The organism is Streptomyces sp. NPDC002671, assembly GCF_053592475.1.
This window is the reverse complement of record NZ_JBSFVU010000005.1, coordinates 361,969-382,833: the sequence shown is the minus strand read 5'-3', so window position 1 is coordinate 382,833 and position 20,865 is coordinate 361,969. Positions and strand designations below refer to the sequence as shown.

At 70.9% G+C, this 20,865-nt stretch carries 19 protein-coding genes; 11 read left to right on the top strand and 8 right to left on the bottom strand.

The window, feature by feature from the left end:
* Positions 1-37: 37 nt before the first annotated feature.
* From ACWD35_RS10560 to galU, 5 genes are all read right to left on the bottom strand, one after another.
* Positions 38-661: a GNAT family N-acetyltransferase gene (locus tag ACWD35_RS10560; protein WP_451350782.1), complete on the bottom strand. Its 624-nt coding sequence runs from the start codon at positions 659-661 to the stop codon at positions 38-40.
* Between the two features lie 20 nt (positions 662-681).
* Positions 682-1,182 carry a MogA/MoaB family molybdenum cofactor biosynthesis protein gene (locus ACWD35_RS10555; RefSeq protein WP_451350781.1) on the bottom strand — a complete coding sequence of 167 codons (501 nt, stop codon included), beginning with the start codon at positions 1,180-1,182 and terminating at the stop codon, positions 682-684.
* Positions 1,179-1,658 carry a cyclic pyranopterin monophosphate synthase MoaC gene (gene moaC / locus ACWD35_RS10550; protein ID WP_403417280.1) on the bottom strand — a complete coding sequence of 160 codons (480 nt, stop codon included), beginning with the start codon at positions 1,656-1,658 and terminating at the stop codon, positions 1,179-1,181. The genes ACWD35_RS10555 and moaC overlap by 4 nt, the downstream gene beginning before the upstream one ends.
* 126 nt (positions 1,659-1,784) lie before the next feature.
* On the bottom strand, positions 1,785-3,107 hold the full coding sequence (gene glp / locus ACWD35_RS10545; RefSeq protein WP_451350780.1) for a molybdotransferase-like divisome protein Glp: 1,323 nt from the start codon (positions 3,105-3,107) through the stop codon (positions 1,785-1,787).
* The gene (gene galU / locus ACWD35_RS10540) at positions 3,104-4,015 is read right to left on the bottom strand and encodes a UTP--glucose-1-phosphate uridylyltransferase GalU (protein WP_451350779.1); all 912 of its coding nucleotides are present in this window, start codon (positions 4,013-4,015) and stop codon (positions 3,104-3,106) included. The genes glp and galU overlap by 4 nt, the downstream gene beginning before the upstream one ends.
* 133 nt (positions 4,016-4,148) lie before the next feature.
* On the opposite strand from galU, the gene ACWD35_RS10535 reads away from it, so the two are divergent.
* A complete protein-coding gene (locus tag ACWD35_RS10535) occupies positions 4,149-4,730 on the top strand; it encodes a 5-formyltetrahydrofolate cyclo-ligase (protein ID WP_451350819.1) in 582 nt (193 codons plus the stop codon).
* Between the two features lie 83 nt (positions 4,731-4,813).
* Here ACWD35_RS10535 and ACWD35_RS10530 read toward each other — a convergent pair whose 3' ends face one another.
* Positions 4,814-7,636, bottom strand: coding sequence for a penicillin acylase family protein (locus ACWD35_RS10530; RefSeq protein WP_451350778.1), 2,823 nt, complete (start codon positions 7,634-7,636; stop codon positions 4,814-4,816).
* 198 nt (positions 7,637-7,834) lie between these two features.
* Here ACWD35_RS10530 and ACWD35_RS10525 point away from each other — a divergent pair, with 198 nt between their 5' ends.
* The 6 genes from ACWD35_RS10525 to mscL all read left to right on the top strand — a co-directional run bounded on the left by ACWD35_RS10525 (position 7,835) and on the right by mscL (position 13,769).
* Positions 7,835-9,364: a potassium/proton antiporter gene (locus ACWD35_RS10525; protein WP_451350818.1), complete on the top strand. Its 1,530-nt coding sequence runs from the start codon at positions 7,835-7,837 to the stop codon at positions 9,362-9,364.
* 255 nt (positions 9,365-9,619) lie between these two features.
* Positions 9,620-10,921 (top strand): MFS transporter, encoded by a 1,302-nt coding sequence (locus ACWD35_RS10520; RefSeq protein WP_451350777.1) that lies wholly within the window; start codon positions 9,620-9,622, stop codon positions 10,919-10,921.
* A 197-nt stretch (positions 10,922-11,118) separates the two neighbouring features.
* Positions 11,119-11,427, top strand: a complete 309-nt coding sequence (locus ACWD35_RS10515; protein ID WP_451350776.1) for an FmdB family zinc ribbon protein — start codon at positions 11,119-11,121, stop codon at positions 11,425-11,427.
* Between the two features lie 103 nt (positions 11,428-11,530).
* Positions 11,531-12,364: an S-methyl-5'-thioadenosine phosphorylase gene (locus tag ACWD35_RS10510; RefSeq protein ID WP_451350775.1), complete on the top strand. Its 834-nt coding sequence runs from the start codon at positions 11,531-11,533 to the stop codon at positions 12,362-12,364.
* Positions 12,365-12,524: 160 nt separating this feature from the next.
* A complete protein-coding gene (locus ACWD35_RS10505) occupies positions 12,525-13,154 on the top strand; it encodes a hypothetical protein (protein ID WP_451350774.1) in 630 nt (209 codons plus the stop codon).
* A 138-nt stretch (positions 13,155-13,292) separates the two neighbouring features.
* Positions 13,293-13,769 carry a large conductance mechanosensitive channel protein MscL gene (gene mscL, locus ACWD35_RS10500; protein WP_451350773.1) on the top strand — a complete coding sequence of 159 codons (477 nt, stop codon included), beginning with the start codon at positions 13,293-13,295 and terminating at the stop codon, positions 13,767-13,769.
* 28 nt (positions 13,770-13,797) lie between these two features.
* Here mscL and ACWD35_RS10495 read toward each other — a convergent pair whose 3' ends face one another.
* Positions 13,798-13,974 carry a hypothetical protein gene (locus ACWD35_RS10495; protein ID WP_451350772.1) on the bottom strand — a complete coding sequence of 59 codons (177 nt, stop codon included), beginning with the start codon at positions 13,972-13,974 and terminating at the stop codon, positions 13,798-13,800.
* Positions 13,975-14,090: 116 nt separating this feature from the next.
* On the opposite strand from ACWD35_RS10495, the gene ACWD35_RS10490 reads away from it, so the two are divergent.
* The 4 genes from ACWD35_RS10490 (at position 14,091) to ACWD35_RS10475 (ending at position 18,710) form a co-directional block, all read left to right on the top strand.
* Entirely contained in the window at positions 14,091-15,329 is a 1,239-nt protein-coding gene (locus tag ACWD35_RS10490; RefSeq protein ID WP_451350771.1) for a low temperature requirement protein A, read from the top strand.
* Between the two features lie 41 nt (positions 15,330-15,370).
* Positions 15,371-16,423: a P1 family peptidase gene (locus tag ACWD35_RS10485; RefSeq protein ID WP_451350770.1), complete on the top strand. Its 1,053-nt coding sequence runs from the start codon at positions 15,371-15,373 to the stop codon at positions 16,421-16,423.
* 165 nt (positions 16,424-16,588) lie between these two features.
* Positions 16,589-17,806, top strand: coding sequence for a L,D-transpeptidase (locus ACWD35_RS10480; protein ID WP_451350769.1), 1,218 nt, complete (start codon positions 16,589-16,591; stop codon positions 17,804-17,806).
* 157 nt (positions 17,807-17,963) lie between these two features.
* Positions 17,964-18,710, top strand: coding sequence for a DUF6227 family protein (locus ACWD35_RS10475; protein ID WP_451350768.1), 747 nt, complete (start codon positions 17,964-17,966; stop codon positions 18,708-18,710).
* 11 nt (positions 18,711-18,721) lie between these two features.
* Here ACWD35_RS10475 and ACWD35_RS10470 read toward each other — a convergent pair whose 3' ends face one another.
* Positions 18,722-20,830 (bottom strand): PTS fructose transporter subunit IIABC, encoded by a 2,109-nt coding sequence (locus ACWD35_RS10470; RefSeq protein ID WP_451350767.1) that lies wholly within the window; start codon positions 20,828-20,830, stop codon positions 18,722-18,724.
* Positions 20,831-20,865: the final 35 nt, after the last annotated feature.

Here is a 20,865-nt window from a genome sequence, read left to right as displayed (position 1 = left end):
CGAACACATATTTCGAACATGTATTCAATTTCTGAGGCTAGCCGGCATTCCCGGTGGTGCTCTGCGGATTCCGCTGAGAGCGTGCCCGCTGCCAGCGCGCGAGCAATCCCTCGGGCACCTCTTCCGCGGTGAGCGCGAAGACGAGGTGGTCGCGCCAGGCGCCGTCGATGTGCAGATAACGCGGCCGGAGCCCCTCCTCGCGGAATCCGAGCTTCTCCACGACCCGCCGGCTGGGCCGGTTCTCCGGGCGAATGCAGACCTCGATGCGATGCAGCCCGACGGAGCTGAAGCAGTGGTCCACCGCGAGGGCGACGGCCGTCGGCATCACCCCGCGCCCGGCGACCGCTTGGTCCACCCAGTAGCCGACGTGCCCCGAGCACATCGACCCCCAGGTGATCCCGGCGACCGTCAACTGCCCGACGAGCCGCCCCTGGTACTCGATGACGAACGGCAGCATCCGGCCCGCGCCGGCCTCGGAGCGCAGGTGCCGGACCATCTGGCGGTAGGTCGGCCGGTGGGTGACCGGCCCGCTCGGCGTGGGCGGCGGAATGGTCGCCTCCCAGGGGCGCAGCCAGTCCCGGTTGCGCCGGTTCACCTCGCGCCAGGCCCGCTGGTCGCGCACCCTTATCGGCCGGAGGACGACATCTCCGTCCGCCAGCACGACGGGCCAGGAAGAGCTGTTCAGCTCGCACCCCCACTGCTCGGTCTGGGGTGGTCGCCGCCGCGGATCTGGTCGACGGCGTGGACCAGCAGCGGCTCCAGGACGGCCAGCCCGTCCTTCACCCCGCCGCTGGACCCGGGCAGGTTGACGATCAGCGTCCCTCCCGCGACTCCGGCGAGGCCCCGGGAGAGGGCGGCGGTCGGCACCTTCTCCCGGCCGAACGCGCGGATGGCCTCGGCTATGCCCGGCACCTCGTAGTCGATCACCTTGCGGGTCGCCTCGGGCGTGCGGTCGGTGGGCGAGATGCCGGTGCCGCCGGTGGTGACGACGACGTCGTACCCGGCGTCCACGGCGGCGCGCAGGGCCGCCTCCACGGGGTCGCCGTCGGGAACGACCTCGGGCCCCGCCACGGCGAACCCGAAGCGCCCCAGGCCGTCGGCGACCATCGGGCCGCCCCGGTCCTCGTAGACCCCGGCGGCAGCCCTGTTGGAGGCGGTGACCACAAGAGCGCGGTAGGTCATGCCCGGCTCCAGTCGCCCGACTTGCCGCCCGTCTTCTCCTCCACCCGTACGTCCGTGATGACCGCTCCCTTGTCGACCGCCTTGACCATGTCGATCACGGTGAGCGCGGCGACCGTCACGGCGGTGAGGGCCTCCATCTCGACGCCCGTGCGGTCCGTCGTCTTCACGGTGGCCTGGATCTCCACGGCGTCGTCCGCGACCGACAGGTCCAGTTTCACACCGGACACCGACAACGGGTGACAGAGCGGGATCAGGTCGGGGGTGCGCTTGGCGCCCATGATGCCCGCGATGCGCGCGGTGGCCAGGGCGTCGCCCTTGGGGACCCCCTCACCGCGCAACAGCTCGACCACGCGTGGTGAGACGAGGACCCGGCCGCTGGCGCGGGCGGTGCGCGCGGTCACGTCCTTCCCGGATACGTCGACCATGCGGGCCGCGCCCGCGTCGTCGATGTGCGTCAGCCGTTCCTGCGTACTCATGTGGTGGGACTCCCGGTCCGGGCCCGGCGCAGTGCGGTGCGCAGGCCTGTTGTGCGCGACACGGTACCGCCAAGCCGGCGCACGCAGCGGACCCGGATCCTCCCGCGGACAGGGAACGCGCGCCCGTCAGCCGAGCAGTACGACCTCCACCTCCGTGCCGGGCTCGACGGAGGCCAGCTCTTCGGGGACGACGATCAGGGCGTTGGCGTGCGCCAGCGCCGCGATCAGGTGGGAACCGGCGCCGCCCACGGGAGTCACCTCGCCGTCGGCGTACGCCCCGCGCAGGAACTGGCGCCGCCCCCGGGGCGAGCCGAGCACCTCCTCGGCCCTGAGCGTGGCACGCGTGCGAGGCCGGTGCACGTCCTCCAGGCCCATCAGGGCGCGGATCGCGGGGCGGACGAACAGCTCGAAGGAGACGTACGACGACACGGGGTTGCCGGGCAGGGCCAGCAGGGGCGTGTGGTCGGGGCCGATGGAGCCGAAGCCCTGGGGCTTGCCGGGCTGCATGGCGAGCTTGCGGAACTCGATGCCGCTGCCGGCCTCGTCCTCGTCGCCGACGTACGACAGCGCCTCCTTGACGACGTCGTACGCCCCGACGCTGACCCCGCCCGTGGTCACCAGGAGGTCGGCGCGGATCAACTGGTCCTCGATGGTGGAGCGCAGGGTCTCGGCGTCGTCCGCGACGGCACCCACCCGGTAGGCGATGGCGCCCGCGTCCCGGGCGGCGGCGGTGAGCGCGAAGCTGTTGGAGTCGTAGATCTGGCCGTGCGCCAGTTGCTCGCCGGGCTGGACGAGTTCGCTGCCGGTGGACAGGACGACCACGCGCGGGCGCGGGCGCACGCGTACCGTGCCGCGGCCGATCGCCGCGAGCAGCGCGATCTGCGGCGGCCCGAGGACCGTCCCGGCCTCCAGGGCGAGGTCTCCGGCCTTCACGTCGCTGCCCTTCGCGCGCACGTGCGCGCGTGCCTCGGCGGGGCGGTGCACACGCACCTGCCCCGTGGCGCCCTCGGGGGCGAGGCTGCGCGCCCGCATGCCGCTGACCGGGCCCTCGCCGAGCCCGCCGTCGGTCCACTCGACGGGGACGACGGTCTCGGCGCCGGGCGGCAGCGGGGCGCCGGTCATGATCCGGGCGGCCTGGCCGGGGCCGACCCGGACCAGGCCGGCCGCGCCCGCCGCGACGTCCCCGACGACCTCCAGGACGGCCGGGAACCCCTCGCCGGCGCCGGCGACGTCCGCGACCCGCACCGCGTACCCGTCCATCGAGCTGTTGTCGAACGGCGGCAGGGAGACCGGCACCGTGACGTCGTCGACCAGGACACAGCCCTGGGCGTCGAGCAGTTGCAGCTCGATGGGTTCGAGGGGGCGGACGGTGGCGAGGATGTCCTCCAGGTGCTCGTCCACCGACCACAGGTGGTCCGAGCCGGCGGGGCGGGTCGCGGCGCTGCTCAACGTTGCTGCATCTCCTCGGCTACGTAACTGCGAAGCCAGGTCCGGAAGTCCGGGCCCAGGTCTTCACGTTCGCATGCGAGTCTGACAATGGCACGCAGATAGTCGCCACGGTCACCGGTGTCATAGCGGCGGCCCTTGAAGACGACGCCGTGCACCGGGCCGCCGACCTTCTCGTCCTGGGCGAGCTGCTGGAGGGCGTCGGTGAGCTGGATCTCGCCGCCGCGGCCCGGCTCGGTGGTGCGCAGTATGTCGAAGATGTGGGGGTCGAGGACATAACGGCCGATGACCGCGTAGTTCGACGGAGCGTCCGCCGGGTCCGGCTTCTCGACCAGACCGGTCACCTTGACGACGTCGCCCTCGGCGGTCGCCTCCACGGCCGCGCAGCCGTAGAGGTGGACCTGCTCGGGCGCGACCTCCATGAGGGCGATCACGCTGCCGCCGTTCTGCTCCTGGACCTCGATCATGCGCTGGAGCAGCGGGTCGCGCGGGTCGATCAGGTCGTCACCGAGGAGCACGGCGAAGGGCTCGTGGCCGACGTGCGGGGCGGCACAGAGCACGGCGTGGCCGAGGCCCCTGGGGTCGCCCTGGCGCACGTAGTGCATGGTGGCCAGGTCGCTGGACTCCTGCACCTTCGCGAGGCGTTCGGCGTCACCCTTCTTCTCGAGCGCCGATTCCAGCTCGTAGTTGCGGTCGAAGTGGTCCTCGAGCGGGCGCTTGTTGCGTCCGGTGATCATGAGTACGTCGTCGAGCCCCGCCGACACGGCCTCCTCGACCACGTACTGGATCGCGGGCTTGTCCACAACCGGCAGCATCTCCTTGGGAGTGGCTTTGGTGGCCGGCAGGAACCGGGTGCCGAGGCCTGCTGCGGGGATGACAGCCTTGCTGATCCTGGGGTGCGACTGAGTCATGCCCGCAACCTTATCCGGTGCCTTTGTGGGGATTCTGTGGCTCCGGAGAGTGAGCGCTGTGTGAGCACAAAGTGAGAGGATGCGAGAACGACCTGTGGAACACGTCGGACGTACGGCAGAGCCTGACAAGCGAATGTTGCGGCGGGAGTTCCTCGCGGTGAGGAACAGGTTGACGGAGGATGTCCTCCGGGAAGCGGGCGAAACGCTGGCGGTACGGGCCCTGGAACTGCCCGAGCTGGCAAAGGCGCGCACGGTGGCGGCGTACGTCTCCGTGGGCAGCGAGCCGGGCACGCGCGCCCTGCTGGACGCGCTGCGCGCGCAGGGTGTGCGCGTGCTGCTCCCCGCGCTCCTGCCCGACAACGATCTGGACTGGGGCGAGTACACCGGTCCGGAATCGCTCGCGCGGGTCCGGCACGGCGGGAAGATGGCCCTGTTCGAGCCCTCCGGAGAGCGCCTCGGCCGGGACGCGGTGACCTCGGCCGACGCGGTCCTGCTGCCGGGGCTCGCGGTGGACGAGCGCGGGATGCGCCTGGGGCGCGGGGGTGGGTCGTACGACCGCGTCCTGGCCCGCCTGGAGCGCGCGGGCGCCCACCCGGCGCTCGTGGTGCTCCTGTACGACACCGAGGTCGTCGCACGGGTACCCGCGGAGGCCCACGACCGGCCGGTGCAGGCGGTGGTGACACCGTCGGGCGTGCGGCGCTTCCCGCGCGCCTGACGCCCGTACGAGCCCCCCATACGAAAACGGCCCTCCACGCGCGCGTGGAGGGCCGTTTTCGTGTGCTGCGTGCCGTCAGCGGGTCACGGCTTGAGGACGAGCGTGTCGCTCGTGCTGCTGCCGACCGCCTTGTCCGTGAACGACCAGGGCAGCAGCTCGCCCTTGGCCCACTTGCTCGTCTGGTCCGTGTAGTGCGCGCTGTAGGCGTGCCCGGAGGCTCCGGTCAGGTTGATCCACTTGGACTTGTCGAAGTCCTTGAGGTTGACCACCATCCGCATGGACGGCACCCAGACGACGTTGTAGCCGCCGGCCGCGTTCCAGCCGCTCGCGTTGACCGTGGCCTCGCCGCCGCTGAGCTTCCAGGGGCCGCGGTTGAGCACGTACTGGAGGAACTTGGGGCCGTCGGTGCCGAGGGTCTGGTTCTTCAGGAACAGGCGGTGCAGCCGGCCCCAGCTCCAGGTGTCGATGTCCTTGCCGAGCTTGGCGGTCAGCTCCCAGCGGGCGTCGATCATGGCGCGGGCGAACAGCTCGTCCCGGTCGTTCGCCGCGGGGCGCGTGCCCGACTTGGGCGTCTTCCACCATTCGCTGTCCGGCTTGTCCATCAGGGTGCGCACGACCTCGAACCAGCGGTCGCCGCCGTCCGGCTGCGCCTGGTCGGCGTCGCGCTGGCCGCACTCGCGCACCTTGCTGTCGTCGTCCACCGGGCCGGTGCTGTCGATCTTGTCGACCCACAGGCACTGTCCCTTGACGCGCAGCTCCTTGGGGAGCTTGTTCCCGAAGGCGAGCTTCAGGACGTTGCGCCAGACGGCGTTGAAGTAGGCAGCCGCCGCGGAGTCGGCGTCCTGGGTGTAGTCCCAGCCGTCCAGCAGCTTCTGCGCCTGCCGTACGTCCTTGTCGGCCAGGTTGATCCTCAGCAGCTTGGGCACCAGGAGCTTGGCGATCTCGCTGCTGTTGTCCAGCTGCATCTGCCGCATGTCCTCGGTGGAGATCTTGCCGCCGTCCTTGATCTTGGACTCGATCAGGTCGGTGATGCGCTGGCTGCGGGTGCCGTAGCCCCAGTCGGTGGTCAGCGTGTACGGGTACTTGCCCTTGTCGACCACGGCCTGGTTGGCGGTGACGATGTAGCCGCGCTTGGGGTTGTACTCGTAGGGCAGCTCGTCCTGCTTGACGAAGCCGGTCCAGGCGTACTTCGAGTTCCAGCCCGGGGCCGGGATGGAGCCGTCGTCGGTCGAGGAGCGCGTGGGGATCTTGCCGGGCAGCGTGTAGCCGATGTTGTTCTTGGTGTCGGCGTAGATCAGGTTCTGCGAGGGGACGTCGAACAGGGCGGCTGCCTTGCGGAAGCTGCTCCAGTCCGAGGCCCTGTCGAGGGCGAACACGGCGTCCATGGAGGTGCCCGGGTCGAGCGCGGTCCACCTCAGGGCGATGCCGTAGCCGTCGCCGCGGTCGGGGGCGGCGGTGTTGACGGTGGCCTTCTTGCCGACCTGGACGAGTTCGTCGTCACGGTCGGACAGCAGCGGCATCCCGTCCTGGGTCTGGCGGACGACGATCGGCTTGGAGTCACCGCCGGCGACCTTGATGGTCTCCTCGCGGGTCTTGAAGGGCCGGTTCTTGCCGTCGTACTGATAGCCGTTCGCGGTCACCTTCTCCAGGTAGAGGTCGGTGGCGTCGACTTCGGAGTTGGTCATGCCCCACGCGATGTCCGCGTTGTGGCCGATGATCACACCGGGCATGCCGGCGAACGTGTAGCCCGTGACGTCGTACTGGCACTTGCTGGAGACGGCCCGGCAGTGCAGGCCCATCTGGTACCAGACACCCGGCAACGACGGCGACAGGTGCGGGTCGTTGGCGAGCAGCGGCTTGTGGGTGATGGTGTACCTGCCGGACACGACCCAGGAGTTGGAGCCGATGCCCTGGCCGTTCACACCGACGGCGGCGGGGACGTTGTCCAGGACCTTGTAGAGGCCCGCCAGCTGGCCCGTGAGGCCCGGACCGCCGGCCGTGGAGGTGGAGGAGCCGGTCGTGCCCGTCGTGGTCTGAGAGTTGCTCGTACCCGTCGTACCCGTCGTACCCGTCGTGGTCTGCGTGCCCGTCGTGGTCTGCGTGCCGCCCGTGCCGCCGCCCTGCTGGAAGCTCCGGGTCACCTCGTCGTACTGACCGTCCTGCACGATCGGCTTGTTACGGCTGTAGGGGTACTCCGGGTAGAGGTCCTGGATCTGCTGCGGGCCGAGACGGCTCGTCATCAGGGCGCGGTCGATCTCGTCCTGCATGTTGCCGCGCAGGTCCCAGGCCATCGCCTTCAGCCACGAGAGAGAGTCGACCGGGGTCCACTGCTCGGGCTTGTAGTCGTTGGTGAAGCCGAGGGCCGCGTACTCCAGGGAGATGCCCTTGCCGCTCTTGCCGTGGAGGTAGGCGTTGACACCCTTGGCGTACGCGTCGAGGTACTTCTTCGTGGAGTTCGACAGCTTCGTGTCGTACTCCTGCTTGGCCACACGGTCCCAGCCGAGCGTGCGCAGGAACTCGTCGTTCTTGACCTGGTCCTTGCCGAACATCTCCGACAGGCGCCCGGAGGTCATGTGCCGGCGCACGTCCATCTCGTAGAACCGGTCCTGCGCCTGGACGAAGCCCTGCGCCATGAACAGGTCCTCGTCGGAGGACGCGTAGATCTGCGGGATGCCGTTGCCGTCCCGCTTCACGTCGACGGGACCCGACAGGCCCTCGATCGTGATCGAACCCTTGGTCTGCGGGAAGGAGGCGCGGACGGTGCTGATGGACCAATACGCCCCGTAGGCGATGCCTCCGATGACGGCCAGAACCAGGACCAGCACGATCAGGCGGGCTTTGCGCCCCTTTTTCCTGCCGGACTTGCCGGGCTTGTCACCCGTTGTGGCGGTGGTATTCGGGGGCATCGCTGTCCTTGCTGTCCTAACGCGAGCGGCAGGTCGGGCTGTGACTTTGAATGAGCGCTGGAGCAACCATAGGCGCAGGGCCCTGCGCCGCTTGACGCGGAGTAGGGAACAAGCGTGCACGAGCGTTCGATCTTGCCCGAGCAGCGTCAAGAAATCGTCAAGAGTTAGGTAGAGTAACTAGGTAAGGTAACGAAGTACCTGCAGATCCCGGAGGAGGAACCGCCGCTGACTGTCCACCACCTCGACCAGCTCCTGCTCGTCTGCTCCCTCGTCCTGCTCGTCGCCGTCGCGGCCGTCCGGATCTCCTCACGCAGCGGGCTCCCCAGCCTGCTCGTCTACCTGGGGATCGGCATCCTCATGGGCCAGGACGGCGTCGGGAACATCCACTTCAACAACGCCGGGATGACCCAGGTCATCGGCTACGCGGCCCTGGTCGTGATCCTCGCGGAAGGCGGCCTCGGCACGAAGTGGAAGGAGATCCGGCCGGCCCTGGCGTCCGCCTCGGTCCTGGCCACGGCGGGGGTCGCCGTCAGCGTCGGTGTCACGGCGGCGGGCGCGCACTATCTGGTCGGTCTGGAGTGGCGGCATGCGCTCATCATCGGCGCGGTGGTCTCGTCCACGGACGCCGCGGCCGTCTTCTCGGTGCTCCGGAGAATTCCCCTCCCCGCGCGCGTGACGGGCACGCTGGAGGCGGAGTCCGGTTTCAACGACGCCCCGGTGGTCATCCTGGTCGTCGCCTTCTCCCAGGCCGGCCCGGTCGAGCACTGGTACCTCCTGCTCGGCAAGATCACCCTGGAACTGGCCTTCGGCGCCGCCATAGGCCTCGCGGTGGGCTGGTTCGGCTCCTGGGGCCTCAAGCACGTGGCCCTGCCCGCCTCCGGCCTCTACCCGATCGCCGTCCTGGCGATCGCCGTGACGGCGTACGCCGCCGGCGCCCTGGGGCACGGCAGCGGCTTCCTGGCCGTCTACCTCGCCTCGATGGTGCTCGGCAACGCGAAGCTCCCGCACTGGCCCGCCACGCGCGGGTTCGCGGAGGGGCTGGGCTGGATCGCCCAGATCGGCATGTTCGTCCTGCTCGGCCTGCTGGTCACCCCGCACGACCTGGGCGACGACGTGTGGCCCGCCCTGGTCATCGGCATGGTGCTGACCATGGTGGCCCGCCCGCTGAGCGTGGTGCTCAGCCTGACGCCGTTCCGGGTGCCGTGGCCGGAACAGGCCCTGATGTCGTGGGCGGGACTGCGTGGCGCCGTGCCCATCATCCTGGCGACGATCCCCATGGTGAACGGCGTCGAGGGCAGCCGCCACATCTTCAACATCGTCTTCGTGCTGGTCGTCGTCTACACCCTCGTCCAGGGGCCGACACTGCCCTGGCTGGCGCGCGCGCTGCGGCTCGGCGAGGAGGGCGAGGCGGCCGACCTCGGCATCGAGTCGGCGCCCCTGGAGCGGCTGCGCGGGCATCTGCTGTCCGTCTCGATCCCGGAGGGCTCGCGGATGCACGGCGTGGAGGTCAACGAGCTGCGGCTGCCGGCCGGGGCCGCCGTCACGCTCGTCGTGCGGGACGGAAGATCGTTCGTTCCGCTCCCCACGACGGTGCTGCGGCACGGGGACGAACTCCTCGTGGTCGCCACCGACCCCGTCCGCGACGCGGCGGAGCGCCGCCTGCGCGCGGTCGCACGCGGCGGCAAGCTGGCCGGGTGGCTGGGCACGGACGGACGAGGCGCGCGTTAATGCCAGGTGAACACCCCTATGGTGCTCATTTTCACAGGAGCACAAGGCCTTGATCCCTGTAGTATCAAGGCAGTCAGATCGATCCAACTCTGCCTGACGCAGAGCTGGCGCGACCGTATGGCGGCCGGGGAGCCCACCACCGTGGGACCGGTATCTACCGCAGTTCCGCGCAAGAGGACAGCTCTCGGCGCCCCCGTGAGGCCGACCCGCCCCACGACAGGGGTGGCGCTACCAGGCGGCAGAAAGGCACGGGCCGTGGCATCCACGGTCACCACCGAGTCGGCGGAGAACCCGCCGGCGTCCTCCCGCCCGGGATACGGACAACTGCTGCGCACCCGCGGCGCCTGGACGTTCCTGCTCCCCGGCTTCGCCGCGCGACAGCCGTTCGCGATGCTCACCCTCTCCATCGTGCTGCTCGTGCAGCACACCACCGGCTCGTACGGCGCCGCGGGCGCGGCGGCAGCTGCCACCGGTGTCTCCATGGCCCTGTTCGCCCCCTACAGCGGACGCCTCGCCGACCGTTACGGCCAGCGCGCCGTGCTGATCCCCGGCGTCCTCGTGCACACGCTGTCGGGGCTGTCCCTCACCGCGCTCGCTCTGGCCCACGCGCCTCTGTGGGCGCTGTTCGCGGCGGCCGTCCCGACCGGCGCCTCGGTGCCGCAGGTCGGCCCGATGGTGCGCGCCCGCTGGGGCGTGAAGCTCCAGGGCTCGCCCCTGATGACCACCGCGGCGGCCTTCGAGTCCGTCACGGACGAGCTGACCTTCGTCTTCGGTCCCCTGCTGGCGACCGCGCTGTGCACCACCGTGGCCCCGGCCGCGGGCCTGGTGACGGAGGCCGCGCTGACCCTCGTCGGCGGTCTGCTGTTCGCCGCGCAGAAGAGCACACAGCCGCCGGTGAGCGCCGAGAGCGGGCACGCGCGCGTGCAGCACGCTTCCGCGCTGCACGTGCCGGGCATACGCGTGCTGGTCGTGACCTTCCTGGGCATCGGCTCGGTCTTCGGCGGAATGCAGGTCGCGCTGGCGGCGTTCACGGAGTCGATCGGCCAGCCCGGCCTGAACGGCGTCCTGTACGGCGTCTTCGCCGCGGGAAACATGCTCTCCGGCGTCGTGTGCGGCGCGATCGCCTGGAAGGTCGCCCCGCAGCGGCGCCTGGTCGTCGGCTACACGGCGCTCGCGCTGGCCGCGTCCGCCCTGTGGACGGCGCACTCGGTGCTGCTGCTGGCAGCTCTGGGCCTGCTGGTCGGCATGTGCATCGCGCCGGCGCTGATCACCGGCTACACGCTGGTCGAGGGCCTGGTCCCGGCCGGTGCCCGCACCGAGGCCTTCACCTGGCTGACCGGTGCGGTCGCGTTCGGCCAGGCGGCGGCCGTCACCGTCGCCGGGCAGCTGGAGGACCGGCTGTGGGACGGCGCCGGGTTCCTGGTGCCGATGGCCGGCACCGTGCTCGCGCTGGTGACCCTGCTGGCGCTGCGTTCGCGGCTCATGCCGCCGCGCGTGACCAAGCTGGTCACGCGCGGCGCGGCCCATCGCGAACCCGTCGCGATCGGTGAAATGTGACGGTCCGCGCTCCCGGGAATACGTCACTGTGACTCCGCCGCTACGCGGCTTCCCACTCGGGCACAAGGGCCTTCGTGGCGGTCAAGCCCAGACCGCTGCCCGTAGGCAGGTGACTTACGTTACTCCGTTCGCGGGCGGCGCAGGTTAATATGGACGATCGTTAGCACTCATCGAGTGAGAGTGCCAGGAGGAAGACAGTGCCGACCTACCAGTACCAGTGCACCGAGTGCGGCGAGGGCCTCGAGGCGGTCCAGAAGTTCACCGACGACGCCCTGACCGAGTGCCCCAGCTGCAACGGCCGCCTCAAGAAGGTGTTCTCCGCGGTCGGCATCGTCTTCAAGGGCTCCGGCTTCTACCGCAACGACTCCCGCGGCTCCACGTCGAGCAGCACCCCGTCGTCGAAGTCGAGCTCCTCGTCGGCCGGCTCTTCGTCGTCCGACTCGAAGTCGTCGTCCTCGTCGTCTTCGTCGTCCTCGTCGAGCTCCGCCGGCAGCTCCGCCGCCTGACAACACTCACCCCGGACCCTGCCGTCGTACGACGGCAGGGTCTTCGGCGTCCTCCCCCGGCACCGGCTGCCCCGTCTTTCCGCGGCCAGCTAATGTGCTCGTCATGGCGAACGCAGAGATCGGCGTAATCGGTGGCTCGGGCTTCTACTCGTTCCTGGACGACGTGACCGAGGTCCAGGTCGAGACCCCGTACGGGGCGCCCAGCGACTCCCTCTTCCTCGGCGAGATCGCCGGCCGGCGCGTCGCCTTCCTGCCCCGGCACGGCCGCGGGCACCACCTGCCGCCGCACCGCATCAACTACCGCGCCAACCTCTGGGCCCTCCGGTCGGTCGGAGCCCGCCAGATCCTCGGCCCCTGCGCGGTGGGCGGGCTGCGCCCCGAGTACGGGCCGGGCACCCTGCTCGTGCCGGACCAGCTGGTGGACCGTACGAAGGCGCGGCAGCAGACCTACTTCGACGGGCTTCCGCTGCCCGACGGCACGGTGCCGAACGTCGTGCACGTGTCCATGGCCGACCCCTACTGCCCCGCCGGCCGGGCAGCCGCGCTGAAGGCGGCCCGCGGACGGGACTGGGAGCCGGTGGACGGCGGCACGCTGGTCGTCGTCGAGGGACCGCGCTTCTCCACCCGCGCCGAATCGCTGTGGCACCAGGCGCAGGGCTGGTCGGTGGTGGGCATGACCGGCCACCCCGAGGCGGCGCTCGCCCGGGAACTGGAGCTCTGCTACACCTCGCTGACCCTGGTCACCGACCTCGACGCGGGCGCCGAGACCGGCGAGGGCGTCTCGCACGAGGAGGTGCTGCAGGTGTTCGCGGCCAACGTGGACCGGCTGCGGGGCGTCCTGTTCGACGCGGTGGCGGCGCTGCCGGAGACCGGGGCGCGGGACTGCCTGTGCGTGAACGCGCTCGGCAGGATGGATCCGGGGTTCGAACTGCCGTAGCGCGACGGGGGATTCCGCCGTCCGGGCAGCTGCGGAAGTCCCCGTTCGGGTGGGCGAGTTATCCACAAACGGCCAGGAGTCCACCGGCTCCGGCGGGATTCGGCGCGAGGCGTCATCGTGGCAGCACAAGCCGAATTCCTCGTCGCCGGTGGTGATTCCCATGTCCGTGTCCTCGTCGTATCCGACCCAGTCCCAAGCCCAGGCCCCGACCACGGCCTCTTCCTCTTCCTCTGCCTCGTCCCTGTCCGCGCCTTCGCCGCTGCGGATCCCGTGTCCGCTGGGCACCGATGCCCCCGCGACCCGCGAGATCCCGCAGTTCGCTCCCGTGCGCGTACGCGGCGGGGGGTATCAGCTGCAGCGGCTCGTGCGGCAGCGGCGGCGGGCCGTGGCGGCCGGTCTCGCCGTGACCGCCGCCGCGCTCGTGGCGGCCGGGCCGCGCACCGCCGCGGAGCCGCACCATGCGGAGCGCGCCCGAGGGCGCCCGGCCGCGGAACCCCTGCGCCGGCACCCGGCGGCGGACGTGGTGACGGCGCCCGTGCGGATCGCCGACGCCGCCACCGTCCGGCTGCTACGGCCCGGTGACCGGGTCGACGTCATCGTGGCGGAGGACCCGCAGACCGGCGGCGGTGCCCGGGTGCTCGCACGCGGGGTGCGGGTGACGAAGCTGCCGGATCCCCTGGAGGGCGCCGCTGAGAGCGGGGCGCTGGTCGTGCTGTCGGTGCCGCGTGCCACGGCGGCGCGGCTCGTCGGCGCGAGTGCCACGGCACGGCTGGCGGTGACGCTGTGCTGAACCGGCTGGTGCTTTTTCGCGGCGATCTACTGTCAAGTCCCTCGGTCGCAGGGCGGAATTGGACACAATGGCCGCGCCTTGCCGTAGGTTGCGGAGCGTTTCGTTCCACACCCTGTGCACGCGAGGAGAGTCCCCTAGGTGAGCGCGAAGAAGGAACCGAGTGTCTGGGACGGCTTCAAAGCCTTCCTGATGCGCGGAAACGTCGTCGATCTGGCGGTCGCGGTGGTCATCGGCGCCGCCTTCACCAACATCGTGAACTCGGTGGTGAAGGGGGTCATCAACCCGCTGGTCGGCGCCATCGGCACGCAGAACCTGGACCACTACAGCTCGTGCCTCAAGGATCCCTGCCAGGTGGGTGCGGACGGCTCGGTGAAGAGCGGTGTGCCGATCCTGTGGGGCACCGTCCTCGGCGCCACGCTGAGCTTCGTGATCACCGCGGCGGTGGTCTACTTCCTGATGGTCCTGCCGATGTCGAAGTACCTGGCGCGTCAGGAGGCCCGCAAGAAGGCGCGCGAGGGCACGCACGAGGTCATCGAGGTGACCGAGCTGGAGGTCCTGAAGGAGATCCGCGACACGCTGGTCGCGCAGCGCGGTTCGGGGCGCGACGGGGGCTGACCGCGCTCCTGCGGACGGCGCGGGCGGCTCAGAGGTGGTGGGGCGGCTTCTCGTCGAGGAAGCGCTTCAGGTCGGCGGCGCTGTCGCCGTCCGTGCGCTCGCCCCACCCGCCGTCGGTGTCGTCCAAGGACTGCTGGTTCAGCGGGTCGTCGAAGACCAGCGCGGCCTTGGGATCGCGCGGCTCGGGGTCGGGGGTGCTGCTCATGCCCCAAGGGTACGGCCCCGCCCCGAGCGGTCCGCTGTGCAGTCCTGTCGCGCACCCTCCGAAACTTGTGAATCCGTTCACAAGATATGGGCCCGATTTTCTGCTGTGCTGGGAGCATGACGTCGAGTTCCGCTCCGGCGCCCGCCTCTCCGGGCGCGCAGCACTCCTCGGGCCTCCTGCGACGGCTCACCGCGCGAGGGCGCGACGAGGCGCACCGGGTCTCCTCCCCGCTGGAGCTCTTCTTCGACCTGTGTTTCGTCGTGGCGATCGCGCAGGCGGGCGCGCAACTGGTGCACGCCGTGTCCGCGGGGCACACGGGGACCGGGATCCTCAACTACGCGATGCTGTTCTTCGCCATCTGGTGGGCCTGGATGAACTTCACCTGGTTCGCCTCGGCGTACGACAACGACGACGCGCTGTACCGGGCCGTCACCCTGGTCCAGATCGCCGGCGTCCTGGTCCTGGCGGCCGGTGTCTCCCGAGCGTTCGAGCACCACGACTTCCTGATCGTCTGGCTCGGCTACGTGATCATGCGGCTGCCGATGGCCGCGCAGTGGCTGAGAGCGGCGGGATCGGCCACCGGCACGGAGCGGACCATGGCGGTCCGGTACGCCTGCGGGGTGCTGCTGTGCCTGGTCGGCTGGCTCGGGCTGGTCCTGCTGCCCGAACCCGCCCGGCCCTGGGTGTTCCTGGTGATGGCGATCGCGGAGCTGAGCGTGCCGGTGTTCGCCGAGCGGAACTCCGCGACGTCCTGGCACCCGCACCACATCGCCGAGCGGTACGGCCTGTTCACGATCATCGTGCTCGGCGAGACGATCGCCGCGGCCACGGTCGCCGTGAAGTCGGCCGTGGACGAGCACCAGGCGCTGGGCGAACTGCTGCCGATCGCGGCGGGCGGCCTGCTGATCGTGTTCTCCGCGTGGTGGATCTACTTCGTGGTGCCCATCCACAGCCATCTGCGCTCCAACAAGCAGGCGTTCCTGTGGGGCTACGGCCACTACCTGATCTTCGCCTCGGCCGCGGCGATCGGTGCGGGCCTGGAGGTGGCGGTGGAGCAGGCGGTGGGCAAGGCGCACATCTCGGCGCTGTCCGCCTCGGCGGCGGTGACCCTGCCGACGGCGCTGTATCTGCTGACGGTGTGGGCACTGCACTCGCGCCACTTCAAGGTCGGCATCTCCCAGCAGCTGGTACTGCCGGTCACGGCCCTGCTGGTCGTGTGCTGCACCTTCCTCGGCGACTGGGCAGTGCCGGCGGCCGGGCTCGTGTCCGCCGCCGCGGTGGCCACCGGCACGAAGCTGACGGCACGCACGGTCACCCGCGAACGCCGGGCGGACGCCACCGCACCGGCCGGCTGAGCACCTCCGGGGCGTCGCCGGGGTGGGCCAGACTGGGCCGCATGACAGTTGACGCACCACTGACAGTTGACGCACTGACAGACGTCGCCGGACTGCGGGTGGGGCACGCCACCCGCCGCGGGGCCGGCTGGCTCACCGGCACCACGGTCGTCCTGGCTCCCGAGGGCGGCGTGGTCGCCGCCGTGGACGTGCGCGGCGGCGGGCCCGGCACCAAGGAGACCGACGCGCTCGACCCGCGCAACGTGGTGCAGAAGATCGACGCGGTCGTGCTGACCGGAGGCAGCGCGTACGGGCTCGATGCCGCGTCCGGAGTGATGGCCTGGCTGGAGGAGCAGGGGCGCGGGGTGCGGGTGGGGGCGGAGCCGGCGCAGGTCGTGCCGGTGGTGCCCGCCGCGTGCGTCTTCGACCTGGGGCGCGGTGGCGACTTCCGCGCCCGGCCGGGCGCGGAAACGGGGCGCGCGGCCGTTGAGGCGGCAGCGGCGAGCGCGCCCGGCGCCCGGGTGCCGCAGGGGTGCGTGGGCGCCGGCACCGGCGCGGCGGCCGGGCAGCTCAAGGGCGGCGTGGGGACCGCGAGCACGGTGCTCGGCTCGGGGATCACGGTGGCCGCGCTGGTGGTCGCGAACGCCGCGGGGGCGGTGGTGGATCCGGAGACGGGCGCGCTGTACGGGGAGTTCTTCCAGGGGCGGGTGGAGTATCCGCAGGAGCGCGTCCACGAGGCGGCGCGCCGACGGCTCGCCGAGACCGCCGACCGGAACGCGCCGCCTCCGCTCAACACGACGCTCGCGGTGGTCGCGACCGACGCGGACCTCACCAGGGCGCAGGCGCAGAAGCTGGCGGGCACGGCGCACGACGGGATCGCACGGGCCGTGCGACCGGTGCACCTGCTGCACGACGGCGACACGGTGTTCGCCCTGGCGACCGGCACGCACCCCCTCGACCCCGCGCCGTCGGCGCTCAACGACATCCTCGCGGCCGGCGCGGACGCCGTGACCCGCGCGATCGTCCGGGCCGTACGCGCCGCCGAGTCGGTCGACGGACCGGGTGGAGTGTGGCCGTCCTACGAGGAGTTGTACGGGGCGCGGCCTGGGCGGTGAAGCCGGGCGCGGGGGTGGCTCAGGGTGCGCCAAGGGCTTGGTTTGTCGCGGTTCTGTCACGTGATCGTGTTCCTCCGAGACGGAGGGAACCTCTGCGGGTCCCGGTGCCCTCTCTCTCCACGCACTGGAACGGACCACGCACATCACACGAACTGGGAGCAGCCCGTGACAACGCCGGACATTGCAGCGCGGCGCGCACTGGTGGCCTGTGCCGCCCTGATGGTCGGCGCCTTCACCCTGACCGCCTGCGGCGGCAGCGCCAACGCCACCGACGAGGGCAAGGACGGCAACAGCTCCCCCAAGACGTCCACGGCGAAGATCGCGATCTCGGCCAAGGACGGTTCGACGGGCGCGTCCATCAACGCGACCGGGGTGAAGGTCAGCGGCGGCAGGCTGACCGACGTGAAGATGACCGTGGCCGGGTCGGGGCACGCCGTGCCGGGAGCGATATCGGCGGACGGCGGCAGCTGGAAGCCGAAGCACCAGCTGGAGCGCGGGACGAAGTACGAGATAGACGCGACCGCGAAGGACGGCAACGGGCGTACGGCGGCGGCCAACTCCATCTTCACCACCGTCTCCTCATCGAACAGCTTCATCGGCACCTACACGCCGGACGACGGGACCACGGTCGGCGTCGGCATGCCGGTGTCGTTCACCTTCGACAAGGCCATCACCGACAAGAAGACCGTGCAGGCGCACATCACGGTCAGCTCCAGCAGCGGCCAGCAGGTAGCCGGGCACTGGTTCGGCAACCAGCGGCTGGACTTCCGGCCGCAGGACTACTGGAAGGCCGGCTCCAAGGTCACGATGAAGATCGACCTGGACGGGGTCGAGGGCACGAACGGCGTCTACGGCGTGCAGAAGAAGACGGTGTCCTTCACCATCGGGCGCTCGCAGGTGTCCACCGTCGACGTCAACACGCAGACCATGACGGTGGTGCGGGACGGCAAGACGCTCAAGTCGGTGCCGATCTCCTCGGGCAGCGCACAGCACACCACGTACAACGGGCAGATGGTGATCTCCGAGAAGTTCGAGCAGACCCGTATGAACGGCTCGACGGTCGGCTTCGGCGGGGAGTACGACATCTCGGACGTGCCGCACGCGATGCGGCTGACGTCCAGCGGGACGTTCATCCACGGAAACTACTGGTACAACAAGGGCAACCCGCCCTTCGGCCGGGAGGGCACCAGCCACGGGTGCGTCGGTCTCGCGGACGTGCAGGGCGCGCAGGGCGACACCTCGGCCAAGTGGTTCTACGACAACTCGCTCGTCGGGGACGTCGTGATCGTGAAGCACTCCCCCGACACCACCGTCGCCCCGGACAACGGTCTCAATGGCTGGAACATGTCCTGGAGCGAATGGACTGCCGGAGGTGCCGCCTGACCGGCGGGATTTGACTACAGGCGGGGCCGCGCGGGAACTTCTCGCGCGGCCCGCACGTTTTCCTTGCGTACGTTTTCTCGGTTTCCGGACATGATGTCTGACCGAGGGGCTACGGTATGCACCCACCAGGTGACATGCAGCAACGCCGGGAGATGCCTTGAGCGTTCCGTACGAGACGGCGCCGTACGAACCAGCCGAGTCGCCCGAGTCTCCGGAGGAGCATCTCGCGCGACTCCTCGGCCGTGCCCTGAACTCCTTCGAGCTGCCCGACGAGGTGATACGGCAGCTCGACTGCGCGCTGGCGCACGACAGTTCGCTGCGCTCCGCGCACCACAGCGCCGGGCTGCACCGGGAGACGTACCGGCACACCTGGCTGCTGGCCGACGGCTCGGCGGTCACCCTGTGGGAGCTGGTGCACAACACCGCGCCCGGCGGTGAGACGCAGCACGAGGTGTACATCGACGCGGAGGAGCTGCACACCGCCACGGCCCGGCTCGGACTGCCGCTGGACACACCGGAGTTCGAGCTGCCGACGCCGCTGCGGCTGTGGGCAATCCCCGAACCCCGGCATGTGTACGCCCCCGAGGACTCGGCGGACCACGCACGCCGGCTGCTGCGCCGGGCCGAGAACCCCGACCGGCCGGACGCCGAGACCGCGGCGCTCCTGGCGACGGCGTGCGCGCACCAGATCACGCAGGCCTTCGGCCGGCCCGGGCGCACCGGGCGGGCGGGGCTGACCTTCGCGCTGTACGAGCATGCGTTCCTCCTCGCGGACGGCACGGAGCTCTCCCTGTGGGAGGTCGAGCACACGGCGACGCCCGACGGACGGCACATGTGCGAGGTGTACGTCTCGGAGGACACGGCCCGGGACGCCATGGAGCGGCGCGCGGCCCCCCAGGGCTGACCGGCTCGCGGTCAGGCGGCCACCGACTGCTTCGTCCCCGGCGTCCCGTTCGCCGTCGTGGGCGGGTTGGCGGCGGAGTCGGCCGCCGTGGTCTCGGGAGCCTGCTTGCGCATGCCCTTGAGGAGGACCACCAGGGCGGCGGTGACGCAGACGCCGGCCGCGATGGCGATCAGGTAGAGGAACGGGTTGCCGATCAGCGGGACCACGAAGACGCCGCCGTGCGGGGCGCGCAGGGTGGCGCCGAAGGCCATCGACAGGGCGCCGGTGAGCGCGCCGCCCACCATGGCGGACGGGATGACCCGCAGTGGGTCCGCCGCCGCGAACGGGATCGCGCCCTCGGAGATGAAGGACGCGCCCAGTACCCAGGCGGCCTTGCCGTTCTCGCGCTCGGCCCGGGTGAACAGCCGCCCGCGCACGGTGGTGGCCAGGGCCATCGCCAGCGGCGGGACCATGCCGGCCGCCATCACCGCGGCCATGATCTTCATCGCGGAGTCACTGGGGCTGGCGACCGCGATGCCGGCGGTGGCAAAGGTGTAGGCGACCTTGTTGACCGGCCCGCCCAGGTCGAAGCACATCATCAGGCCGAGCAGGGCGCCCAGCAGGACGGCGTTGGTGCCGGTGAGGCCGTTCAGCCAGTCGGTCATCCCCCGCTGCGCAGTGGCGATGGGCTTGCCGATCACCACGAACATCAGGAATCCGACGAGCGCCGAGGAGATCAGCGGGATCACCACCACCGGCATGATGCCGCGCAACGCCGCCGGGATCCTGACCCGCTGGATCGCCATCACCACGCCACCGGCGATGAGACCGGCCGCCAGGCCGCCGAGGAAGCCCGCGTTGATGGTGAGGGCGATCGCGCCGCCGACGAAGCCGGGGACGAGACCGGGGCGGTCGGCCATGCCGTAGGCGATGTAGCCGGCCAGGACCGGGACGAGGAAGCCGAAGGCGACGACGCCGATCTGGAAGCACAGCGCGCCCCAGCTGTCGGCCTGGGTCCACACGAAGTGCTGCATGACCGACGGCGCCTTGTTGATCTTGTAGCCGCCGATCGCGAAGCCGAGGGCGATGAGGAGGCCGCCCGCGGCGACGAACGGAATCATGTAACTGACGCCGGACATCAGCCACTTGCGGAGCCTGGTGCCGTAGCCCTCGGTGGAGTCGCCGGTGCGCTCCACGGGCGTGGCGCCCGGCCCGGCGGCGGCCGTCACCTCGCCGCGCGCCGCCTTCTCCCGTACCTCGGCGATCAGTTCGGCGGCGCGGTTGATGCCCGCCTTCACCCCGACGTCGACGGTGGGCTTGCCGGCGAAGCGGTCCTGGTCACGCACGGGGATGTCGTGCGCGAAGATCACGCCGTCCGCCGCCGCGATCACCGCCGGGTGAAGCCGGGTGAAGCCGGCCGAGCCCTGCGTCTCGACGATCAGCTCGACGCCCGCCTCCTGTCCGGCGTTCTCCAGGGACTCGGCCGCCATATAGGTGTGGGCGATACCGGTCGGGCAGGAGGTCACGGCGATGATCCGGAAGGGGCGCTCTCCCGAAGGCGTAGCGCCCGCCGTACTGCCCGCCGCGGCGCCGGCGGAGGCCGCCACCGGCGCCGCGGCGGAGTCTTCGGGGGCACCGGCGGCGCCCGCCTCATCCTTCGCGCGCTCCGCCGAAGGCCCCTGCGCCGCAGCCGGCGGCACCTCCTCGCCCCGGATCAGCGCCGCTGCCGTCTCCGCCTCGCACGCCGACCGCAGCGCGGCGGTGAACTCGGCGTTCATCAGCTGACGCGCCAGCGAGGAGAGGATCGTGAGGTGGACGTCGTCGGCGCCCGCCGGGGCCGCGATGAGGAAGACGAGGTCGGCCGGGCCGTCCGCGGCGCCGAAGTCGATGCCGGCGGCGCTGCGGCCGAAGGCGAGCGTCGGCTCGGTGACGTGGGCGCTGCGGCAGTGCGGGATGCCGATGCCGCCGTCGAGGCCGGTGGGCATCTGGGCCTCGCGGGCGGCCACGTCGGCGAGGAAGCCCTCCAGGTCGGTCACCCGGCCCAGTGCCACCATGCGCTCGGCGAGGCTGCGCGCCGCCGCCTCCTTCGTACCGGCGGACAGGTCGAGGTCGACCAGTTCCGCGGTGATCATGCTGCTCATCGCGGGCTCCTCTGCACGCGTACCGCCCGGGGACG